The sequence below is a fragment of the Paenibacillus paeoniae genome (assembly GCF_003388735.1).
Classification (GTDB): domain Bacteria; phylum Bacillota; class Bacilli; order Paenibacillales; family Paenibacillaceae; genus Pristimantibacillus; species Pristimantibacillus paeoniae.
Genome location: NZ_QUBQ01000001.1, coordinates 313,679 through 335,092, shown reverse-complemented (window position 1 = coordinate 335,092; position 21,414 = coordinate 313,679). Strand labels below are relative to the sequence as shown.

Genomic DNA, 21,414 nt, shown 5'->3' with positions numbered 1-21,414 from the left:
AAGAGCCTTCCCGTGGGAATAAGGCTTCAGATTTCATATATGGTGCCGATTTTTCAGGTCAGCGGCGGATTGTTCCTTTTGCCGATATTCGTTAGGAGATACGCCTTCCAGTTCCCTGAACACACGATGAAAATGTTTGGCATTCTCGAAGCCGCTGCGCTCGCCAATTTCATGCACCTTCAGATTCGTGCTGACAAGCAGTTCCTTCGCTTTGCCGATCCGGATTTTTTTTAAGTAGTTGACGAAGCTTTCGTTCGTATATTCTTTAAAAGCTTGGCTGAAGTAGGAATAGTTCATCGAGATAAAATTGGACACCATCGCCATATTCAGCTCGTGATTATAGTTTTCGTGAATATATTGAATCGCTTTGTTCATCTCACGATTATCGTTATGGATGCTTTTCATATTCCCCACATAAAGATTGAGCTTCTGAATCAGCGTCTCTACATGATGGTAATAATCCTGGAAATCCCAGAAGCAATACAGATCGGCTAACGACTTGTACAGCTTCAAAATTTCCACCGATTCCTCCCCATACACATTGAACACCTGGTCGAAGACAAGCTCGTTGAACGCACGACTGATGCCTTCCATATAAGAAATGTCGTACTTCATCACGTTGCGAAGATCGACCACTTCCTTGAACAACCCCATCACATCCGACTCTCTGTCCGTGCCCAGCATGTTCGATATCTTCTTGATCGAGGCAATTGGCAGCTCGTAATTCGATTCCCTTCCCTCAAGCTCCTCGTAACGAAGGCATACCGAATGCTTATAAAACAACGTGTACTTAAGCGCCTTCTCCGCCTGTCCGTAGGCTTCATTCACTTGCGCCAATCGGCCCAACCATTTGCTTGCCCCTATCTTCACACGCGTCTCGACCTGTTGCTGGATCATCTCCTCAAGTGACGGAAGCAGGGCGGGATAACCCGTCAGTACGACGAGGTGGCCGTGCCTGTTCATGAATCGCAGCGTGAGCGCCTCCGCTTGAGTCCCTAATCGCTTCAACACAAGATCCAGATACGCATTCTTCTGTCCTTGATCCCTTCCGCGTTGGTCGGCTCCAGGCCATTTGAGCAGGATAAGCTGATAACCATTCCCCAGATCAGGCAAATCAAGCTTGCTAAGGCGCTCTTCAATCTCCCGTTCCTCCAGATCAGAGCGAAGGAACACATAATTGAACTGCGTCTCGATATGCTCTTTCATTTGTACCGTGTATTGCTTGAACTGATGAGAGATCGTTTCCTTTTTGACCAGCGTCTCCTCTAACATCGCCAGCGCTTCCGCCAGTTCCTCGCGAACGATCGGCTTCAGCAAATACATGCGCACCTCACAGCGCATTGCTTCTCTAGCGTATTGGAAGTCATCATGTCCGCTTAAGATCATCACTTCGGGCTTAACCTCCATATCCTGCAGCCCATTGATCAACTCGATGCCATCCATGACAGGCATGCGAATATCGGTAATGACCAGATCTATCGTCTGCTCCTTTAACTTTTGGAGCGCTTCCGCCCCGTTTACGGCAAATGTAATGGCATAGTGTCCTGGCATTTCTCGCTCAATCATCGCTTGCAGGCCTAGCCGGATATTTTTTTCATCATCCACGATCAGAAGTTTCCGCAAGTCCCGCATCCCCTTTGGAGAATAGTAGTGTTGGCAGCTTGATGCTGACGGTTGTGTACTGACCTTCTACGCTTTGCACTTGTATGCCGTATGGATTGCCATAGTTCATTTTCACCCGCTGATTCACGTTGCGCAGGCCGATTCCGTTGCCCTTATCCTCACTGGACTTGCTTGCCCCCTGCACCTGACGGAAATCTGCGTCGTTCAGACGAATCAAATAATTGATCCGGTTCACCTGCTCCGCATCCATTCCTTTGCCGTTGTCCATCATTTCAATTTCCATATAGTCATTCGCCTCATGTACTTTGATCGACAGCACAAGCGGCAGCTCTTCGCCTAGCTCATTCGTGTACAAGCCATGCTTAACGGCATTCTCTACAACGGGCTGAAGCGACATCTTCAAGATTTCATGCTCCATATAAGCTGTCGGCACAAACAACTGAAGCGAGATTCGGTCGTCATAGCGAATGTTCATGATCGCGATGTAGTTTTGAATATGATGGATCTCGTCGCGCAAGCGCACATAATTGCTTGTCCATTGAAGGTTGTAGCGCATCATGCGGCCCAGCGAGGTCAACGCATCCGACAGGACGTATTGTCCCTTCACTTCTGCAAGCATTTTCAGATTCTCCAACGTGTTGTACATAAAGTGCGAGTCAATCTGATTTTTCATCGCATTAAGCTCCGCTTCCTTGGCCGCCGCTTGTTTATTGACGGCATCGACGATAAGCGAATTGATCTTTTTCATCAGCATTTTGAAGTGAAGGGCAATCTCCCCCACTTCTCCGCCGCCGCTCACATCGATATTGACTTGAAAATCACCGTTACGCACACGATTCATGGAGTTTTGCAGCATGCGCAGTCTTTTGAATATAATCCGGCTTAGCAGGTACGTAATCAGCGACAAAATGACGATCAGCACGACGCTGATCATAATCAGATTTCGAACCGTATCGCTAATGGCATGAAGAGGTTCTTCCAGGGATACGGCGCTAATGATGTAGGCATCCAATAGATCGATTTTTTTGAAAATCATAATATAGGGTATTCCGTTATAAGTCACCTCAAAGTGAGACGCTTCCGTAGCTGCGGCAGACTTGATGCGCTGCTCCAGATCCTCCAGCGGAATATTGTCCACGAAGGAGGTCTGGTCATGATAGAAGTACTGCGACTTGCGGTCCAGCAGCAGCAGTCTGGATTGCCGCTCCTGATCCTCTTGATTCACCCTGGAGAAAAAATCGTCCAAGTACATGTCGATCTGTACGATGCCTGCATGTTTATCGGTTCCATAGCTGATCTCGCGAAGCAGCGAAACTTTGGGCTTCTGCTTCTGGAAGGACTCGCTTGTCGGCAAGCTCATGACATTGCGATCCTCGGTGTCGAACTCCCACAGCTCAAGTCCGTTGAGCTCCAGCAGCTCCCTCTTCCAAGGGGCACCCGCTATTCGCTTCTCGTCCAGAAAGATCGGCCACAGCTCTTTGGTATACGGATTGTTGAAAAACATACGGATATGCGCGATATTAGGATTGTTGAACTGCAACCGCACCAGATCCGGAAGCACATTCCGAGAAAAATCAATTAATGAGAGCGTATCCATTTCTTGCTTCAGCACCAAATAATCCAGCACTTTGTTGTCCAGCAGCATTAATTGCGCTGTACGCTCCATCAAATCGATATTATTGGTAATTTTGTTATACTCCACATCGAGCAAATATTGATTGGACTGAATCGTATCATGAATCGTATTGTTGTAAAAATTGTTGGACATGTAGCCAGAAAAAATCAAAATTGGAATCAATATAATTAAGATATACGAGACAACCATCTTCGTCTGCAATCGCATATTGCCAATATACTGCGCAAGCTTGTTCCACCGCAGCCGTTGTCCCACAAAGCGTCACATCCATAACGTAGAGTAAGCAACAATACAGCAAAGCCCATACACAGATGGGCCTTGCTGTTTGCTGCTTTATTGCGCTTTCATTATTTGGTTAGTTTAGCCGAGTTCTCTTCAAATTTCTTCTGTTGATACGCGACCACTTTATCAAAGCCAAGCTTCTCGCGATCCTGCAAGAAATCGTTGAAGATTACATCAAAATCCTCATCCGACTTCGACAAAATCATCTTCGGCAGCGCTTTGCCCCACTGCTGGCGAATCTTCTGTGAGATGATGCCTTCTTCGGTTGTGCCTTGCGGATTCAGATTGCTGAAGGCGGAGAAGTTATGTGTCTTCCCTCTTGTCCAATCCTCCAGAATCGTATATTGCTCTTTTGTAGGCGGAGCCCATTTCAGCCACATGCTGTAGTCAGTCAACATGAAGTAGGCGTATTGTGTGCCGTAGTCGAACTCTGTCTCATCGATTACTTTTTGGTACAGTTGATCTTTCCCGTCAATCGTATCATAAGTAACCCCTTTTTCACCAAGAGCGAAGTCCTTCTGGCCTTCCTCGCTGATCATGTAGGTCAAGAACTCGATCGCTCTCTTCTTGTCCTTCACATTCTTGGAGATCAGAGTAAGACCCCAGCCGCTAATTTCCGGTCCGCTTAGTGTCGGATCCTCCAGCTTCGCATTGGACGGTCCATCGATCGACATGTAGATTCTGCTTGGATCCTTCTGGTACACGATATTTTGCTGAGAGCTCATATCCTTCCATTGGAACAGCATCGCGAAGTAACGTCCTTGTGCAATCTTCTCTTCCATTTGCGGTCTCTTGTCGATGAAAACATCTTTGGACAACAAGCCTTCGCTGTTCAATTTGCGGAATGTTTTCAACCAGTTGATGTATTCCGGATTAGTTGTGCGGTCATTCAGCTTGCCGTCCACCTCTTGCGGAATCGCCAGGAAGTTCTGCAAGTAGTTCTCCAGCGCGTAGTTGCCCGTATCCGTGAACTCATGCAGGCCGAGCGGAATGAGCGGCTGGCCATCCACTTCCGGGAACTTCTCCTTCGCAAGCTTCAGCGCGTTGAGGAAGCCTTCCGGCGTTCTCATATCTGGCTTGCCCAGAGCTTCATACATATCTTTGCGCACCATAAAGGTTTGCGTGGATGTGAACATCGTTTCATTGGCCTCATAATCTCTTGGAGACGACGAGTTGTTCGGATAGCCGTAGAAACTACCGTCCGGTTCAGCGAACCAGGAAGCCTTGGACGGATCGATTACTTTATAGAAGTACGGATCATATTGATCTGCAAGCTCATTGAGCGGCAATACCATCTTGCCTTCAATTAGTCTCTTCACTGCATCGTCATTGGCATCCAACGTGATGAAATCAGGCATCTTGCCGGAGGCGATCATCGTGTTGATTTTTTCACTTTCGTTGCCTGCCGGAACCATCAGATTCAGGTTAACGCCTGTTTTCTTTGTAATATACTGAGATGTGGGATCGGAACCCCATTTCTTTTGGAACCAGGAATAATTCAAATACCAGTCGAACGTAATCGGCTCCGTATTTCCCTTCCAGCCCGGCTCATCCGGGTTAACCGCCGTTTGCTCCGCCGAAGGCTTAGGCGTCTCGCTGCCGCTGTTCTTACCGTTCGAGGCACAACCCGCCGCGGTCAGCAATAAGCTGATCAACGTTACTGCGGTAATGAATTTACGCATAATTACCATGCTTGATACCCCTCTCTATGATGATTATATATGCTCTCAGCTTTGCCTGGCCAATAGCAATGCTGCGGAAGCCGACACTATTCCTTCATGGAACCAATCATAAAGCCTTTAACGAAATACTTTTGCAGGAAAGGATATACGAATACGATAGGCAGCGTTGCCACAACCATTGTGGCCAGCTTGACCGATTGCGATGTAACCGTCTTAGTCACACCTGTCACAGTCGATACGATCTGATTGGAGCCCGACAGCGCCACAATCCGGTACAGGAAAGTTTGAATCGGCTGCAGATCCGGATTATTCACATAGATAACGCCGGCAAAATAATCGTTCCACTGATACACGCCGTGGAATAAGGAAATCGTAGCCACGACCGGCATCGAAACCGGAATGATGACTCGGACGAAAATGCTGAAGTCGTTGGCGCCGTCGATTTTGGCCGCTTCCTCCAGGCCATACGGAATTTCTCGGAAGAATGTCATAAAGATGATGAGATCGAAGAAGCTGAACATGGCTGGAAGAATGTAGACCCAGAACGTATCGAGCAGTTGCAGATCTCTAAACAGCAAGTATTGCGGAATGAGACCGCCGCTGAAAAACATCGTGATCGTACCGACAATCAAGTACAGCTTACGGCCTACAAGCTCCTTCTGCGAGATGGCATACGCCACCATTGCAGTAAAGAAGACATGGATGAGGGTGCCGACCACCGTCTTCGCTACCGTCACGCTGAATGCGGTCATGAGTCCGTCATTTTTGAATACGGTCGTATAATTCTCCAGACTGAACGCCCGAGGGAACCAGTAGATTCCCCCGCGCATGGCGTCTGTCCCTTCGTTGAGGGAATTGATGAGTACATACCAGACCGGATAAAGCGTTGCGAAGCAGATCAATAGCATGACCAGCATATTAAACCAGTCGAATAATTTTTCTGATCGTAAGCGTGTTTGCATAGTCCGTCCACCCTTTAAAATAATGATGTGTTATTGAGTCTTTTGGTGATGCTGTTCGCCGTAAGCAGCAGAATGAATGCGATGACTGACTTGACAAGCCCTACGGCTGTAGCATAGGAGTAACGGCCTTGCGAGATGCCGATCTGGTAGACATAAGTGTCGATGACGTTGCTGGCTACTTCGTTCAACTGATTTTTGAGTACGAAGATTTGGTCGAAATTCGAGTTCAAGATGCCGCTGACGGCAAGGATGAATAAAATCGTAATTGTGCCTTTAATCATCGGCAGTGTAATGTAGTACATCTTTTGGAAACGTCCGGCGCCGTCGATGGTCGCCGCTTCGTATAGCTCAGGAGATACCCCTGTAATCGCTGCCAAGTAGATGATAGCGGACCAGCCAAGCTCCTTCCATATATCCGAACTGACGACGATGGTCCAGAAATAACTAGGTTCGGCGAGGTAGCTAATCGGTTCATGGATGAAGCCGAGAGCAAGCAATACTTTATTTATGATGCCCACATCTGCCAGCCAGGTTGTCAGAATACCGCCTAGAATAACCCAGGACAAGAAGTGAGGCAGATACGAGATCGTTTGGACCGCTTTCTTGAAACGGACCGATCTAAGCTCGTTCAGCAATAGCGCGAATAATATCGGTATCGGGAATCCGATCACCAGCTTCAGCAAGCTCATCCCGAATGTATTTTTAATGACGTACCCCAGGCTGTCATCTTGGAAAAATTCTTTGAAGTGATAGAGCCCTGCCCAAGGCGCGGAGCTGATGGATTGAACGATGTTGTATTCCTTGAACGCTATTATGATTCCGTAGATAGGGATGTAATGGAAGATGATCAGCCATACCATTCCCGAAAGCGCCATGATCTGCAGAATCTTTTGCCGTTGTAATTTCTTGTAGAAGAGAGCCGCCTTGTTGACGCGGGTTGCTTCATTGCCGTGTTTCTCTGGGATGGTAACCTGTGAGTCCATCGCGGCATTCCTCCATATCTGTTCATATCTCTTTTTGGTAATCCAAGTATAGAACAGGTCGAAGGCAGCTCATAAGGAGCTAGATTTCGTTTTCGGTTGCAATTTTTCAGGTGAGGGGATGGCCGAATCACAAACTGCGCAAGAAAATGTTCTTCCGATGGCTGTTGTATTCAGATTTCCTTGAACTATGTGTATAGGTTGAAATCCGGATACAAAGGCGCACGCTGACGCTTCTCCAGAACATTTTTCTTGCTCCGTTTGCTTTCGGCCATGAGGAAATCTAAAATTTAAAAAGAAACGGCTCCTTCTCAAAGGAACCGTTTCTTCAGCCTGTTGAGAAAGTCACAACACTCCATAACAGGAAAATACCCGCAGTGGCCTGACATAACCTGAGGTGGATTTGGCGAAGGCAACTGTCACTGGCGCCGATTGAGATGGTGTTATTTTTATGAGGTTAGTTTTATCTTTTTTAATCGGTTTCATCGTCTTCATTTGCTTGTTGGACACTCGGGGGCACTCTATGTCGGTTTCAACGCCTTAATCCCCTTGACGCGGTCTCTGAGGACACTCTAAGTCGGTTTCATCGTCTTAAACTCCTTGACGCGCTCTCTGAGGACACTCTAAGTCGGTTTCAACGCCTTAATCTCCTTGATACGCGCTCTGAGGACACTCTAAGTCGGTTTCAACGCCTTAATCTCCTTGATACGCGCTCTGAGGACACTCTAAGTCGGTTTCAACGCCTTAATCTCCTTGACGCGCTCTCTGAGGACACTCTAAGTCGGTTTCAACGCCTCAATCTCCTTGATGCGCGCTCTGATGAGGACACTCTAAGTCGGTTTCAACGCCTTAATCTCCTTGACGCGCTCTCTGAGGACACTCTAAGTCGGTTTCAACGCCTTAATCTCCTTGTTACGCGCTCTGAGGACACTCTAAGTCGGTTTCAACGCCTTAATCTCCTTGATGCGCGCTCTGAGGACACTCTAAGTCGGTTTCAACGCCTTAAACTCCTTGATACGCGCTCTGAGGACACTTTAAGTCGCTTTCAACGCCTTAATCTCCTTGACGCGCTCTCTGAGGACACTCTAAGTCGGTTTCAACGCCTTAATCTCCTTGACGCGCTCTCTGAGGACACTTTAAGTCGGTTTCAACGCCTTAAACTCCTTGGAGTACTCTCCGATGCACTTTAAGTCGCTTTCAACGCCTTAAGTCTGGTGAGTAGCAATTTTTTTATCAAATGAGAGAAATAAAAGCTTGTTATACGTTTCGTTATCAGAGCTTCGTTATTAAAGATTAATTCTCAGCACCTAGTTCCCAAAGCGGTTTAAATCGATTTACCTATGCATGCGGAGTCCTATTACATAAAAATAAAGTGTCGAAAAGTCCATATGACTTTATCGACACTCTGAAGAAACGGCTCCTTCTCAAAGGGACCGTTTTCTTTGTATAAGCTAATATGCACGCTATGGACCAGCAAGCTGGATAGCTGCTGCTTCACGTTTCAAATCATTCATGCCTAACCAAACACTCAACAAGGCAATAGAATCTCAATTTTTGTACCTTGCCAGACTTTGGATTGTACACGGATTTCGCCGTTGTGCGCCTCGACGATGGTTTTGGCGATACTCATGCCAAGCCCGGAGCCATCCGTGGATTCCTCGGTGTTTGTTCCCCGGTAGTAGCGATTGAACAAATGCTGCAAGGTTTCCTCGTCCATCCCTCTGCCATTATCAATGACGCGAATACATGCCTTGCCATTTATCTTGCCAATCGAGACTGTGACTGTAACACCCGGAGGATTATGCTTCACGGCGTTGGACAACAGATTGTCCATTAGCCGCTGAAGCCAAGTTTCATCGGCCTTTACGAGCAGAGGACGCTCCTCCCCGACATATTGGAATTGATACTCCGACATGGTGGCATCGTTGACGTACTTCAGCACGGAGCAACGCAACAGCTCAACCAAGTCCAGCTCCCGAAGCTCCATAATGGAATCGCCCTGCCCCAACTGATGAATCATCGAAAAGTCGGAGATCAGCTCCAGCATATAATCTCCCTTCTCCCGGATCGTGGTTCCCATGACCCGCATCTCTTCATGGCTCCATTGCTCAGGCAAGCTCTCAAGCATATATCCATATCCCTGAATCGTTGCCAGAGGCGTGCGGAGATCGTGAGAAATTTCCGACATCCACTCTGCCTGCTGCTTCTCCAGCGTTTCGCGCTCCTTTTCGGCTTGAGCTAATTTATGGGCCATCTTATAAAAGGATTCTATCACTTCCTTGTAGAGCCTGAAACGGATTCGCAATTTGCCATTACGGCGGAATACCTTCCGCTTGTCCTTGTTGGTCAGTACCTCACCATACTGTCCCCGGCTCATACGCTCGAACCAGCCTGTGAACAGTATGAGCGGCTGACCGTAGCGATAGCCATGCCAGATGGATATCGGTAGGGCCAAAAGCAGGATCAGAACTGAAATCCAAACAAGTCCTCGAGTGGCGGAATCCATTACAGGATGCTTGAGAGGAACTCCCGCTTCATTAGGTATATAGAGGATCCATGTCATTCCGCTCAGCGAATCCCGATGGGCGACGATCGTCGTATCATAGTTGCTGGGCGATTGCTGGATAGCCAAAATATCGAGCGGAAGATACGCCTTCTGTAAGTAGGCGTCATTACCGATGCCCTGTACGGCATGGCCCGTAGAGTCGATCACCTGCAAGTAGCTATCGCTCTCTCGCAGCTGCTGGTCCAGAAAGGAGAGCGAATCGCTGCGTACCATCCCCTGCTCTCCGTATGCGCCAATCCAAGCGACAAGTTGGTCAAGTTCAGCACTCTGATAACCTAATAGATATAGCAGCGGCTCATTATGAGCAAAATTAAGCTGCGTGTACACCGCATATGCCCCAAGTGTACGTGTCTCTTGAATGCGAAGCAGCTCGGCGGCGGAATAAAGGACTGGCAGCGCATGATGCGAAGTCGTATTGACGGCGTATATGACCTCGCCATCGTTTCTTACAACCTGAAGCCACATCCCTTTCTCCTCGATAAACTTGTCCCACTTAGGAGATATCTGAATAGCGCCATCCTTCATGGAAGCTTCTTGAGCGATCAGCTGCAAGGCGCCAACTGGAAAGTTCCTGCGTATTTCATTATCGATTCGATTTTGGAAAAAAAATGCACTCGCAATAATACTGATTGTCACGATCAGCAGAGCAAAGAAAATTAATTGATACGTGAAGTGGAAGGCTATGCGCTGTTGGATCTTCATGGCTTCTGCGGCCCCTTCACCAGCTTGTAGCCGAGCCCTCGTACAGTAAGCAGCAGCTTCGGATCGCCGGGATCAACCTCGATTCGTTCCCGAATCCGCCGAATATGCACCATCACCGTGGAGTCGTCGCCCTGTCCGTTCATTCCCCAAACCTTGTCGTAGAGCTGTGTTTTGGAAAAGACAACCCCGGGATGCTTGCAGAAATGCAGCAACAGCTGGAAGACTTGAGCCGGACAAGAAACGTGCTGCCCCTCCACGATCAACTCCCCTTCCCCCTCACTAACGGTAAAGCGGCCGAACCGGTAAATACCTGAATCTGGCCTATTCGCCAAACTGAACGTCGGTGAATCTATCTCTAGCCGACGTATGCGCGCCTGAATTCTTGCGGCTACCTCCATTGGATTAAAGGGTTTCGTGATGTAATCGTCTCCGCCCATAGCGAAGCCTTTTATAATATCAAGATCGGATGCCTTGGCCGTCAAAAACAAAATATGTGGATTCCCGTATTCACGGAGCTTGGAGCAGAGTTCTAATCCGCTGCCGTCCGGGAGCATAATGTCCAGAAGCACGATATCAAGAGATATACGCGCAGCTAAATCAAGTGCTTCTGCGCAGGTGTAAGCCGCGTGCAGCTGTTGAAACCCTGCCCTGAGAAGCACCATTTGCAGCATCGTAACAATCGATGGTTCGTCGTCGACAATTGCGATGTTAATATCAGATAAATTGGTCATTGTAATCACCCTTTTCCAAAGTAGCCTATTCACTTTAACAGAACCTAAACGACAGGAGCCAACTTAAGCGAATGTTAATCGATTCGTTTAGGCTCTGTTTCAATTCGACCGTTAGGATAGGATATGAGGAGATGCCACCACAGTCACCCGTGCAAGAGGTTGATGCAGCATTCGACACAGGATGAATATAGGTCCAGAACAAAGGACAGCACTCCACCTTGATACTAGGAGGATAACCCATGATCATTACCACAACTGCCCTCGTAGAAGGTTCTCCAGTCAGACAGTATATTGGCGTTGCTACCGGCGAAGTCATCATGGCCGCAAATGTCGGAAGAGACATTCTTGCTTCCATTACGGATATTGTGGGCGGGCGTTCAAAAGCCTATGAAACCAAGCTAAGTGAAGCAAGAGACGCAGCCTTCAAAGAAATGTCACAGCAAGCCTCACAGATGGGAGCCAATGCCGTTATCGGTGTAGCTATCAATTACGAAGTTATTCGTAAAGGCATGCTCATGGTCGCTGTCAGCGGTACGGCAGTTATCATCTAAGCGGCCTTTGCACGTAAAATCCGAACTTCCAATTTTAGCATTTCACGAAAAGGAGCATATATACAAACGAAAAAAACGAGCAATTCGGAGCCGATCATAGAAAAAGGGATCACACTTGCTCATCGATCCTAATCCGCCAAGTAAAGTCAGAGCGAATGTCGTAGTGGCGAATACCGATGATTTCTACACCATATTTGATATCCAAGCAGGCGATGCCATGTACATTGCTCCAAAAAACAGAATATCGCTTTGGTAATGAATTAAACTCCTCGAATAGCCCCTCCCTTCAGCCAACCTGAAGCGGCGGGGCTTTTTTCAAGTGATTCAAGGTTGATTCCCCTTCTCCTATTCCTTACACTAGGAAGAGTGATATTGATTATCATCGAAGGGTGACTCTGCTATGACAAAACATATGATTTCTTACCTATATAAAGGCTTGAGGGATTAACATGGACTGGACAAAAGTCATCAAGACCTGGCTCCATACTCCCGTGAAAGTGCTCGATATCCGCCATCTGACCATGCAACCGGGAGAAACGCTGCATGAGTATCGCCTTCCCGCCAGCGCCTTTCTCTATACCAATCAAGGGGAAGCCCGCTTGAAGCTGGATGAGCTGGAATGGCATGATACCCACTCCTATCTGCTTCACGGTGGCAAAGGTGCAACCCTCCATATCCAATGTTTGAATGACACTTTTGATTATTATTTGATCCTATACAAAGCGCTCCCTGTTCACCCGCCAACCTCAGCAGGGGACCGTTCAGAACGCTCCGCTCCGTTCAACCTTCCCTATTCGCTGTTGCCGCGTTATCCCTTGTCGCTGCTGTCCTTGCTGGAGCGGATGGACAAGCTGTGGTCGCAGGGCCATGAATTGGAGCGGCTTCAGGTGTCAGGATTGTTCTATCAATTTGTACATGAGCAATTCCAACAATTGAAGACTGCGGGGGCAGACGTGCAGATGCCCGATCTGGCGACTCAGATCGCCCGATATATCAATGAGCATTATGATGAGGCCATCTCCATGGACGCCTTGTCCAGCCTGTTTCATTACAGCGCCCACTACTTGGTTCGAGTATTCAAGCGTAAGTACGAATGCAGTCCTAATGAATATCTCATCCGGACAAGAATGCACTATGCCAGGTTGCGGCTTGCGGGCACAGAGGTTCCAATCAAGCAAGTTGCGGAAAGTGTCGGTTATACGGATATGTATTACTTCAGCAAGCTTTTCAAAAAGGTAACCGGCCTCACCCCTTCTCAGTTTAAAGTGCAGAGTCTCCGATCAGGAGGTTCAATTCGTCCCAATAATAGGCCCGAATCGTTCATTGCCCCTCCTAATGAAGCACATTATATTATTAATAAAGAGAATCATTATCAATACAATCACTGGGGTGGGAATGAAATGAAACAACTTTTTAAACCTTCTTTAGCCGTATCCTTATGGCTAAGCCTGTCACTGCTGCTTGCAGCATGCGGCGGCGCGGGAGCGACGTTGCCAGAAGGCGCGCAGGAACAGACGAAGCCGCAACAAGGAAGCTCCGATGCTGCGACGGAACAAACAAGAATGTACACAGATGCAATTGGGAGGCAGGTTGAGATACCGGTTGAACCCAAAAAGGTAGTCGTTGTCACTTATGGGGGATATCTGTTGCCACTAGGCATGAAACCGATAGGCGCCGATCAAGATGTGCTCGATCAGTATCCAGATGAGATGGCGGGTATCGAAAACATAGGCGAAGGACTCGGAAATAAAGAGAAAATCCTTGCCTTGCAGCCGGATTTAATCATTGTGCCTGATTATTTTGACCCTGCTTCCTTTGAAGCTTATAGTATCATTGCGCCAACCATCACCGTAGCTTGGGGTGGAGACCCTGACGTTATAACCACTATGAAAACCATGGGCGATATTATGAACCGAACGACGGAGGCCGAAGCTTGGATCGCCAAGTTTGAGGAAAAGCTGGAGACGATTCGAGAACAGATCAAAGTCAAAATCAAACCGGGTACAACAGCTATTACCTTTATTATTTATAATGGCGAAGTGTTACTGGGCGGGAAAGGCGGTACGCTCGGAAAGCTGGTGTATGAAGATTTCGGGTTCCAAATGCCCCAGCATCTGGAGAAATATACCGACGGCGGCGGGGTATTGTCCATGGAAGAGCTGGTCAATCGTCCTGCAGACTATTTCTTCACCCAAATGAAAGATAATGAGCTCCCGGAGATGACAGAACGATTCAGTGAGCCCCTGTATCAATCCGTCCCTGCCATTCAAGAGGATCGGGTTATCAATGTTACCCGTGACAAATGGAACTACGGTCCATACAAGGTGGAAGAAGCTGTAGACGAGTTAATGGAACACGTATCACGGCTGCAATAAATCAACACAAGCTTACAATCGTGAAAAAGGCCACCCCAACGTCCTCCTGACGATTGGGATGGCCTTTTTATGTTTCACCTGTAAGTTATTGCTCTGTTACTCATTGAGGTACGTATTCACCCGGTTTTGGATAAGCTTACTTACTTCTTCTGCGGATTTCTGACCGCTCATGTAGCTATTGAACTCCTCCATAGCGATCATTAGCACCTTCATATCGCTGAATCTTCGAATATCCACTTCCGAGATTAGTCTGGTTACCTCTTCAACCCGTTTTTTTGCCGTTTCGCCATCCGGCATCGGCATCATTGTTTCCAGCGTTCCATTCTCGATTTTTTGCACCATTTCCTTGAAGCGATTCTCAGTTGCGCTCTTATTAATCGGAATTCCAGTGAGATTCGGAGAAGATTGCATGTCTTCGGAAAGCAAAAACGCGATGAATGCCCATGCTTCCGCCTGAACCTCCGATTTGCTGTTAATCCCAAGACTGTATGCAGGCTTGAACGCTGTACCGTTCTTATCTCCGCTGGCGCTTGGCCTCTGGTAATACTCCAAACCCTCAGACATTGCTATCGCCTGCTCGGGGCTGTAGACTTCCACCATTTGAAATGCCGCCAGGCCGTCATCGAACGACATCCCTTCGTTAAGCAGCCCTTCCTCATACATAGACTTGATTTCATTCAGCATATTCCGGAATAGATCCGAGTCAAAGTTCGGTTTGCCCGCTCCGACGAGCTGTTCGTAATTATCCTCAATATAATCGAAAAGCAACGTTATGGGCGCCAAATTAATTAATTTTTCTGCTCCGCCCTGCTGCTTCAATTGTTGAGCAACTTCCTTGAATTGACTCCAGTTCCAAGCTTCCTTTTTATCGACTGCAATATTCGCCTGCTTCAATAGCTCGGTATTTCCCTGAAACAAGTTGAGCGAGAAGGAGAACGGCATCGCATACAGGCCATCCCCATCCTCGGATGCCTTCAATATGTTGGTGTATAAGGTCTTTTGGTCAAATGAGCTATCTTTGGCTATCAAGTCGTTCAAGTTGACCAGCAGTTTTTTGGCGACGAATTTGTCCTGAGGCAATTCGCTCATAAGTATAAGATCGGCCCCTTTGCCGGAAATGACCTGCGTCGTCACCGACTGAACGTACTTCTCAACATCTGCAAGCGAGAGGGCTTCCATGCTCATGCCGCCTTCTCCCGTATTTTCTGACGCCTTGTATTCTTTTAATTCAATACGAATGTTCGGATTCTTTTCCTCAAATTTCCGCACAGCGTTTTCCAGAAAACGATCTTGCCTCATGACCGATAAGACAACGGTTTTTTGACCGTCCTTCGTCTCGCCTTTTGTCTCTCCCTTTGTCTCTCCCCCTCCGTTGCCGGAACAGGCGGTTAACAATAGAATGATAGTCAGCATCACAAACATCATTTTTTTCAAAAGAATCATCCCTTCCATTTCATATCCTTGCATTTAGTTTAATCGGACCCGATTGCCCTCCTGCAGCGGCTCGCTCGATTCCGTCACAATGTCTTCATCCAAGTACACGCCCCCGAGCACGACGATATCCTCGTCGTTCCCGTGCCCTGTCTTCACATAAGCCTTCTGAACCGTATACGTATTGCCTATGGAGCTTCGATTCTCGCGAACGACAAACACATAGCTTCCGGTGCCATCCTTTCTGATCCACTTTTTGTTAATGACGAGCCCCTGATCCTTAAACGGCTTATCCAGGTAGATGCTGGCTGACTCACCTCCCTGCAGGCCGTCGCCCGATACGTTAATGACAATCGTTTTTTGAGTCTTGGCCTCTCCGTCTGGATTGCCGCTATCCATGTCCGGATTGCTCGCAGACCCTCCCGCTTTTCCCGAGGAAGTGTCCTTAATCTCGGCAACTGTTCCTTCTATCTGTCGCGGCTCATCCCCATCCACCTTAAGGGATACCTTCTCGTCCTTTTGTATCAAATCAGCGGAATTCTTATCTACCGTAAAAGTGAATTGAAACCCCTCTGCCGTTTCCACCAACGTCAGCACAGGCTGTCCTGGGGAAACGCTCAAGCCTTCTTCGGCTTGAAGCTTCGTTACTGTGCCATCCGCAGGCGCCGTCAACGTACGTTTTTGCGTTATATCTTTGCGCAGCGCTTCAATTCTCCGTATCGCTATGTCCTGGTCCAACTGATCCAATTCCAAGCCATGTTTCGCTCTGCGAATCACCTCCTCGTCTCCTTCTCGTTGAGCAGCCACGAATTGTTCTTGCAGAAGCTCTCGATTCAAATGTCGTTTCTTCATCTCGTCTTCCGCGTCGAGAAGCTGCTGCTCCGCCTCCGCTCCGTCGAACGTAACGAGAACCTGCCCCTTCTTTACTTGCTCATCATCACGAACATGTACGTTCGCTACCTTCCAGCCGCTCCCGCTGGTTAACTCGATTTGCCGACGCGGCGTAATCAGACCGCTGCCCTCAATGCGATGGGTCAACGTTTTTTTAGCAGCATTATCTGTGGTTACTTTGGGCAACAATGCGGTTTGCAGTGTTTGGCTGAACAACGCCAGCCCCGCCAATACGAGGAGAAAAATAATCAATGCAATGCTGGCAATGCGTTGTTTTTTCATGTTGCCAATCTCCTTTCGCTCAGCCTTTTACGCCGGAAAGCTGGATTCCTTCAATAAAATACCGCTCAGCGCTTAAGAACAGCAGCACCATAGGCAGCATATACACAACCGAAGCGGCAAATGAGACGCCGAGCGCATCGTCCTGAATGCGGGAAAGGAATACCGAGAGCGGCTGCATCGCGGCGTCTTGCAGGAAGATGATCGGCTGCTCAACCATGTTCCAATAATCGACGAACAGAAGTACGACGAGTGCGGCGATACCCGGCTTTACCATCGGCAAAGCAATCGATAGAAAGATGCGCAAATATCCCGCCCCATCCATTTTGGCTGCTTCAATAAACGCGGAATGGATCTGGAGCATGAATTGCCGCAGCAGAAACACGCCAAAGGCGCCGAACACGCCGGGCCAAATGATGGAGCCGGGCTGATTCAGAAGACCCAGCCGATCGGCCATCAAATAGTTGGGCACCAGCGTCACCTGAAACGGCATCAGCATCGTCATCAAGTAGAGGAAGAACAACCCGTCCCTGCCTGGAAAACGGAGCTTACCGAACGCGAAAGCAGCGAGCGTGGCCACTACCGCTTGTCCGATGATGATGGGAACTACCATCGATACGGAATTCCAGAACAAATATAGAAACTTTGGCGTCGCGATCAATACTTTGTAGTATTGCTGGAACGACACCCAGTCGGGAATCCATTTGAGATTAACGAATACGCTCGTATCGGTTTTGCCCAGCATGCTGTAATTCGCTATAATTTCCCGTTCCATCATAAAGGAGCTTACGAAGGTCAAGACTACGGGCATCAACAGCAGAACGGCGATGGCGATCAGCAATAACGAGCGCAGCAGCGGTGCGACCCATTCTTTGTTCACATCTTTCACGTGCTTCACCTCTTTCTTGGCGCCTACTCCATATAAGCGCGGAAAATCCGCTCCGTACGGAACAATACGAACACAAGCACCGTAATACAAAGCGCCATCAACACGGCTGCGGACGAAACTTTCTGTATATCGAGAGACAGAAACATATTGTTCATATAATGCTGCATCATATAGATCCGGTCATACGGATAAGCGCCGGCGACTAGATACGTTTCGCGGAACACCTTGAATGAATTGAGCACGGACATCAACACGACCAGAAATGTCGTCGGCGTCAAATAGGTAAGCGTAATACCGAACAGCTTGCGAATGGGCCCTGCCCCTTCCAGGTCGGCGATTTCATAATATTGACCCGGGATGTTCTGCAAACCGGCCAGAAACAAGATGACGTTGTAGCCGATGTTCTTCCATACATAGACCAGCACGATGACAAAGCCGGCCCAATCGGATTTCATCCAGTCAAGGCGGCTCCAGCCAAAATAGTGCAAAACAGCGTTTAATGCACCGTTCCAGTCAAACAAGATTTGCCAGACAAGTACGATCGAAGCGACCGGTACAACAAGCGGCAGGACATAAGCCGTACGAAGCCAGTTGCGAAAAAAAGTCCGCTGGTTCAAGAGCAGCGCCAGCAAAAGCGATACGACGACGAGGATCGGCACGCTGATGGCGGTAAACCAAAAGGTATTGGACGCCGCTTTCTGAAACGAGGAACTAAGGAGCAGCTCCTGATAGTTGGACAGTGTGAAGCTTCCCCCGAGCCGATCTTGGAACGAGTTCAGGATGCTCTGGCCGAACGGAATGAGATAAAAGATAGAAAACCCGGCCAGACTCGGAATAAGAAAACCGATGGCGGCTAGAAGCTCCTTACGGGCCAAACGGCGTAGTTTCATGAAGTAACCTCCAATCGGGAGCCGAAAAACAATTTGTGTGAAGCGGCTTTACCTCTATCAGTGTACAAACAAACCTGGGTAATAAATTTGAAAAAGGTGTGGAAAAAGTGTGGAATTGGGCTCCAGCCGAATCTTATATGGTAGAATAGTTTTCGAAAAAGGCTAGGAGGTTGCCGCATGAAGTCCTATCAAATCGCCGTAGTTGACGATGATGCCCAGATCTTAGAGATCGTGGAGGCTTATTTGCATAAAGAGGGATACCGTACCATTATGTTGTCAACGGCTGAAGCCGCATGGGAGCTGTGGAAGGACGATCCGCCCGACATGTGGATTCTCGACATTATGCTTCCAGGGATGAACGGCTTCGAGTTGTGCCGGCAAATTCGTAAAGAGGCGGAAGTGCCGATCGTTATGATCTCAGCGCGTGATGAAGAAGTTGATCGCATTCTCGGAATCGAGCTTGGCGGCGACGATTATTTGACGAAACCGTTCAGTCCGAGAGAATTGGTCGCGCGCGTGAACCGCTTGTTCCACCGGCTCAGCTCCATTCGCCAAGCTCAGGAGAACGCTACTTCTTCGCAGTCCGAACAAACCGTGATCGAAGTTGGCGAACTGCGGCTTATTCTAGGGGAACGACGCGTATTTTGGCATGGGGAAGAAGTAGAAATGACGCTGAAGGAATTTAAACTGCTGCAGACATTGTCCGAGCAACCGAATCGGTCGTTCACCCGGGACGAGCTGCTCACACTGATCTGGGGAGATAATTATTACGGGTATGATCGGGCAATTGACGATCTGGTGAAGCGATTACGCAGAAAAATAAAACAGCTTCCAGTCGATACGGTATGGGGACATGGCTATCGGCTTCGGACAGAAAGGACGGGGCCATAAGATGAGAATGATTTATCGGCTTCATCTTTCATTTGCAATACTGCTGCTATGTATTCTGGCGGTTACTGCCGTTCTTATTTATCCGCTGCTGCGCGAGACTTTGGTGGATAGCCAAAGGAAGGAGATGCGCGATCAAGCTAACATGCTGATGAATTTAACGCCAGTCATGCCGCTCGTGCCGGCCCATGAAACTAATACAGAATCCATGCCTCTGACCGGATTTACGAATGTGGTATTGATCGCGCCCGGAGAGAAAGTCGTTTATAGCACCCTTACCGATGAAGCGACATCAGAATTGATGGAATTATCGAATCAAAACAATCTAGACACAGGAGGAATCTGGCGGGGAAAAAACGATCAATATATCGTCGAGTCTATAACATCCATGCAAGGCATCGAACCCGTCACCGCGCTGGTGACAGCCCCGCTAAGCAAAATCAAGGCGATGCAGCTCGCCTTGTTTAAACGGCTGATGATCATCCTGTCCATTGGCGGGATCGTCGCTTTTCTGCTGAGTGTGCTCATAACGAGAAGACTCGTCAAGCCATTAGGGGATCTGAGGAAGGAATTGAACAAGGTAGAGAAGCGTCAATTCTCCGAGGTTCAATTAGTTGAAACGGGAGGTGAGATCGGAGAAGTCGCGAAGGCCGTCTACGATCTCGCCGGCGAATTGGAGAAATACCAGCATACGCAAAAGCAATTTTTCCAGAACGCCTCGCATGATTTGAAAACGCCGCTTATGTCCATCCAAGGATACGCGGAAGGTATCAAAGACGGCATCTTTACGGGGGATCATGCCAATAAAGGGCTCGATGTCATCGTCAAGGAATGCGAACGGTTGAAAAAAATTGTCACGGAAATGATTCTTCTCTCCAAGCTGGAAAGCGAAGAAGGCATCTTCCATATGGACCGCGTCCCAATACAGAAATTAATCGCGGAGACGTTGGAGCGCATCAACCCGCTCCTGGTCAAAAACGGCTTGCAGATCGAAATGGAAGGATTCGATAGCAACCAAGAGTGGTCGATCTATGCCGATCGCGAGAAGCTGCTGCAAGCCCTCATCAACATCTTGGGCAATGCAGCCCGATATGCCAAGGATACGATTCGTATCGAAACCTCTGCCGACACTGAAGGGATCGCCATCCGAATCTCGGACGACGGCGAAGGGATCTCTGAACCGCTATTGTCCCAGCTCTTTGGGCGGTTTGCGAAAGGAAAGAATGGCGAGACGGGGCTAGGACTGGCGATTTCCCGCGCCATCGTCGAGCGATGTCATGGCCGAATTTCGGCCCATAACGATTCGGGTGGTGGGGCGGTGTTCGTTTTGCGTTTTCCAACCCGCTCTTAACGGCGGGTAATCTGTTACGGGAATGACAATAGCCCGGCTGGAATCAGCCGGGCTATTGTTAGTTTGGCATGCTCTCTTTTTTAGTGAGGCTCCTTCGTCGCAATCCCCTTTAAGAGCAGCTTGACCGCATTGACATGCAGCGCTGCATATTCATCCCCGCTTAACTTCGGCATCGTCAGACAGAGCTGCGTTGCTCCAGACAATGTGGACATGACACCAAAGCTCAACGTCTCGATATCTTCATGGATGAACATACCCTGTTCAATTCCCTTCTCCAGCACTTGTCTTATTGCTCGATAAGATAAATCAGTAATCTCTTTCAAGGTAGTCAATGCTTCGGATTCACTGGACAGCGTCTTGGCATATTCCTCAAGCGCTTGGATTAATGGACTTTCACAATCTCTTCCCATTAAATCAGCCATTTCAAGCAGCAATTCACTAGGTGACGTGAGCAGCTCGGCTGAACGATGCCATTTTTGCGATAGTTCTTCTGCATGCTGGGTAAACAGTTGAAGAAAGAGTACCTCTTTATTTTTAAAATGATGATATAAATTGCCTTTACTCATCCCTGTTAATACACATAAGTCGTCCATTTTAGCCCGGTCATAGCCGTTTTCTATAAATAACAGCTTGGCATAGTGTAAAATGATCGATTTTGCTTCTTCTGCCGGCAATCGTCTTCTCGTCATAAAGCTCCTCCCGGAA

At 48.2% G+C, this 21,414-nt stretch carries 17 protein-coding genes; 5 read left to right on the top strand and 12 right to left on the bottom strand.

Going from position 1 to position 21,414, the window contains the following annotated elements; all coding sequences use genetic code 11:
- Positions 1-33 precede the first annotated feature (33 nt).
- From DX130_RS01540 to DX130_RS01510, 7 genes are all read right to left on the bottom strand, one after another.
- Positions 34-1,623, bottom strand: a complete 1,590-nt coding sequence (locus DX130_RS01540; RefSeq protein ID WP_165861116.1) for a response regulator transcription factor — start codon at positions 1,621-1,623, stop codon at positions 34-36.
- Complete coding sequence (locus tag DX130_RS01535; protein ID WP_116042278.1) at positions 1,598-3,514, bottom strand: sensor histidine kinase; 1,917 nt, start codon at positions 3,512-3,514, stop codon at positions 1,598-1,600. The genes DX130_RS01540 and DX130_RS01535 overlap by 26 nt, the downstream gene beginning before the upstream one ends.
- 92 nt (positions 3,515-3,606) lie before the next feature.
- A complete protein-coding gene (locus tag DX130_RS01530) occupies positions 3,607-5,232 on the bottom strand; it encodes an extracellular solute-binding protein (RefSeq protein WP_420818502.1) in 1,626 nt (541 codons plus the stop codon).
- Positions 5,233-5,309: 77 nt separating this feature from the next.
- Entirely contained in the window at positions 5,310-6,185 is an 876-nt protein-coding gene (locus tag DX130_RS01525; protein ID WP_116042276.1) for a carbohydrate ABC transporter permease, read from the bottom strand.
- Positions 6,186-6,199: 14 nt separating this feature from the next.
- Entirely contained in the window at positions 6,200-7,168 is a 969-nt protein-coding gene (locus tag DX130_RS01520; RefSeq protein ID WP_116042274.1) for an ABC transporter permease, read from the bottom strand.
- Positions 7,169-8,693: 1,525 nt separating this feature from the next.
- Positions 8,694-10,433, bottom strand: coding sequence for a sensor histidine kinase (locus DX130_RS01515; protein WP_116042273.1), 1,740 nt, complete (start codon positions 10,431-10,433; stop codon positions 8,694-8,696).
- The gene (locus DX130_RS01510; RefSeq protein ID WP_116042271.1) at positions 10,430-11,164 is read right to left on the bottom strand and encodes a response regulator transcription factor; all 735 of its coding nucleotides are present in this window, start codon (positions 11,162-11,164) and stop codon (positions 10,430-10,432) included. Before DX130_RS01510 ends, DX130_RS01515 begins: the two co-directional genes overlap by 4 nt.
- 239 nt (positions 11,165-11,403) lie before the next feature.
- Between DX130_RS01510 and DX130_RS01505 the strand changes: the two genes are divergently transcribed.
- From DX130_RS01505 to DX130_RS01495, 3 genes are all read left to right on the top strand, one after another.
- Positions 11,404-11,715, top strand: a complete 312-nt coding sequence (locus tag DX130_RS01505) for a YbjQ family protein (RefSeq protein ID WP_116042270.1) — start codon at positions 11,404-11,406, stop codon at positions 11,713-11,715.
- 115 nt (positions 11,716-11,830) lie between these two features.
- The gene (locus DX130_RS27365; protein ID WP_116042268.1) at positions 11,831-11,971 is read left to right on the top strand and encodes a M13-type metalloendopeptidase; all 141 of its coding nucleotides are present in this window, start codon (positions 11,831-11,833) and stop codon (positions 11,969-11,971) included.
- A gap of 193 nt (positions 11,972-12,164) precedes the next feature.
- A complete protein-coding gene (locus tag DX130_RS01495; protein WP_116042267.1) occupies positions 12,165-14,090 on the top strand; it encodes an AraC family transcriptional regulator in 1,926 nt (641 codons plus the stop codon).
- A gap of 96 nt (positions 14,091-14,186) precedes the next feature.
- Here the strand turns inward: DX130_RS01495 and DX130_RS01490 are convergent, their stop codons facing one another.
- Genes DX130_RS01490 through DX130_RS01475 form a run of 4 tightly spaced genes read right to left on the bottom strand, consistent with a single transcriptional unit; the run spans position 14,187 to position 18,470 of the window.
- Complete coding sequence (locus tag DX130_RS01490; protein WP_240644456.1) at positions 14,187-15,515, bottom strand: ABC transporter substrate-binding protein; 1,329 nt, start codon at positions 15,513-15,515, stop codon at positions 14,187-14,189.
- Between the two features lie 42 nt (positions 15,516-15,557).
- On the bottom strand, positions 15,558-16,694 hold the full coding sequence (locus DX130_RS01485; protein WP_116042264.1) for an efflux RND transporter periplasmic adaptor subunit: 1,137 nt from the start codon (positions 16,692-16,694) through the stop codon (positions 15,558-15,560).
- Between the two features lie 19 nt (positions 16,695-16,713).
- The gene (locus DX130_RS01480) at positions 16,714-17,571 is read right to left on the bottom strand and encodes a carbohydrate ABC transporter permease (protein WP_116045642.1); all 858 of its coding nucleotides are present in this window, start codon (positions 17,569-17,571) and stop codon (positions 16,714-16,716) included.
- 32 nt (positions 17,572-17,603) lie between these two features.
- Complete coding sequence (locus tag DX130_RS01475; RefSeq protein WP_116042262.1) at positions 17,604-18,470, bottom strand: carbohydrate ABC transporter permease; 867 nt, start codon at positions 18,468-18,470, stop codon at positions 17,604-17,606.
- Between the two features lie 177 nt (positions 18,471-18,647).
- On the opposite strand from DX130_RS01475, the gene DX130_RS01470 reads away from it, so the two are divergent.
- Together DX130_RS01470 and DX130_RS01465 are read left to right on the top strand one after the other, a co-directional pair.
- Entirely contained in the window at positions 18,648-19,361 is a 714-nt protein-coding gene (locus tag DX130_RS01470) for a response regulator transcription factor (protein ID WP_116042260.1), read from the top strand.
- 1 nt (position 19,362) lies between these two features.
- Positions 19,363-20,709 (top strand): sensor histidine kinase, encoded by a 1,347-nt coding sequence (locus tag DX130_RS01465; protein ID WP_165861114.1) that lies wholly within the window; start codon positions 19,363-19,365, stop codon positions 20,707-20,709.
- 80 nt (positions 20,710-20,789) lie between these two features.
- Here the strand turns inward: DX130_RS01465 and DX130_RS01460 are convergent, their stop codons facing one another.
- A complete protein-coding gene (locus DX130_RS01460; RefSeq protein ID WP_116042257.1) occupies positions 20,790-21,398 on the bottom strand; it encodes a TetR/AcrR family transcriptional regulator in 609 nt (202 codons plus the stop codon).
- Between the last annotated feature and the right edge of the window lie 16 nt (positions 21,399-21,414).

What these genes read in the sequence shown, in the direction of transcription:
- DX130_RS01490 (WP_240644456.1), bottom strand. Translation starts at nt 15,515, where the DNA reads ATGATGTTTGTGATGCTGACTATCATTCTATTGTTAACCGCCTGTTCC.
- DX130_RS01485 (WP_116042264.1), bottom strand. Translation starts at nt 16,694, where the DNA reads ATGAAAAAACAACGCATTGCCAGCATTGCATTGATTATTTTTCTCCTC.
- DX130_RS01515 (WP_116042273.1), bottom strand. Translation starts at nt 10,433, where the DNA reads ATGAAGATCCAACAGCGCATAGCCTTCCACTTCACGTATCAATTAATT.
- DX130_RS01530 (WP_420818502.1), bottom strand. Translation starts at nt 5,232, where the DNA reads ATGGTAATTATGCGTAAATTCATTACCGCAGTAACGTTGATCAGCTTA.
- DX130_RS01465 (WP_165861114.1), top strand. Translation starts at nt 19,363, where the DNA reads ATGAGAATGATTTATCGGCTTCATCTTTCATTTGCAATACTGCTGCTA.
- DX130_RS01460 (WP_116042257.1), bottom strand. Translation starts at nt 21,398, where the DNA reads ATGACGAGAAGACGATTGCCGGCAGAAGAAGCAAAATCGATCATTTTA.
- DX130_RS01520 (WP_116042274.1), bottom strand. Translation starts at nt 7,168, where the DNA reads ATGGACTCACAGGTTACCATCCCAGAGAAACACGGCAATGAAGCAACC.
- DX130_RS01525 (WP_116042276.1), bottom strand. Translation starts at nt 6,185, where the DNA reads ATGCAAACACGCTTACGATCAGAAAAATTATTCGACTGGTTTAATATG.
- DX130_RS01475 (WP_116042262.1), bottom strand. Translation starts at nt 18,470, where the DNA reads ATGAAACTACGCCGTTTGGCCCGTAAGGAGCTTCTAGCCGCCATCGGT.
- DX130_RS01470 (WP_116042260.1), top strand. Translation starts at nt 18,648, where the DNA reads ATGAAGTCCTATCAAATCGCCGTAGTTGACGATGATGCCCAGATCTTA.
- DX130_RS01505 (WP_116042270.1), top strand. Translation starts at nt 11,404, where the DNA reads ATGATCATTACCACAACTGCCCTCGTAGAAGGTTCTCCAGTCAGACAG.
- DX130_RS01495 (WP_116042267.1), top strand. Translation starts at nt 12,165, where the DNA reads ATGGACTGGACAAAAGTCATCAAGACCTGGCTCCATACTCCCGTGAAA.
- DX130_RS01510 (WP_116042271.1), bottom strand. Translation starts at nt 11,164, where the DNA reads ATGACCAATTTATCTGATATTAACATCGCAATTGTCGACGACGAACCA.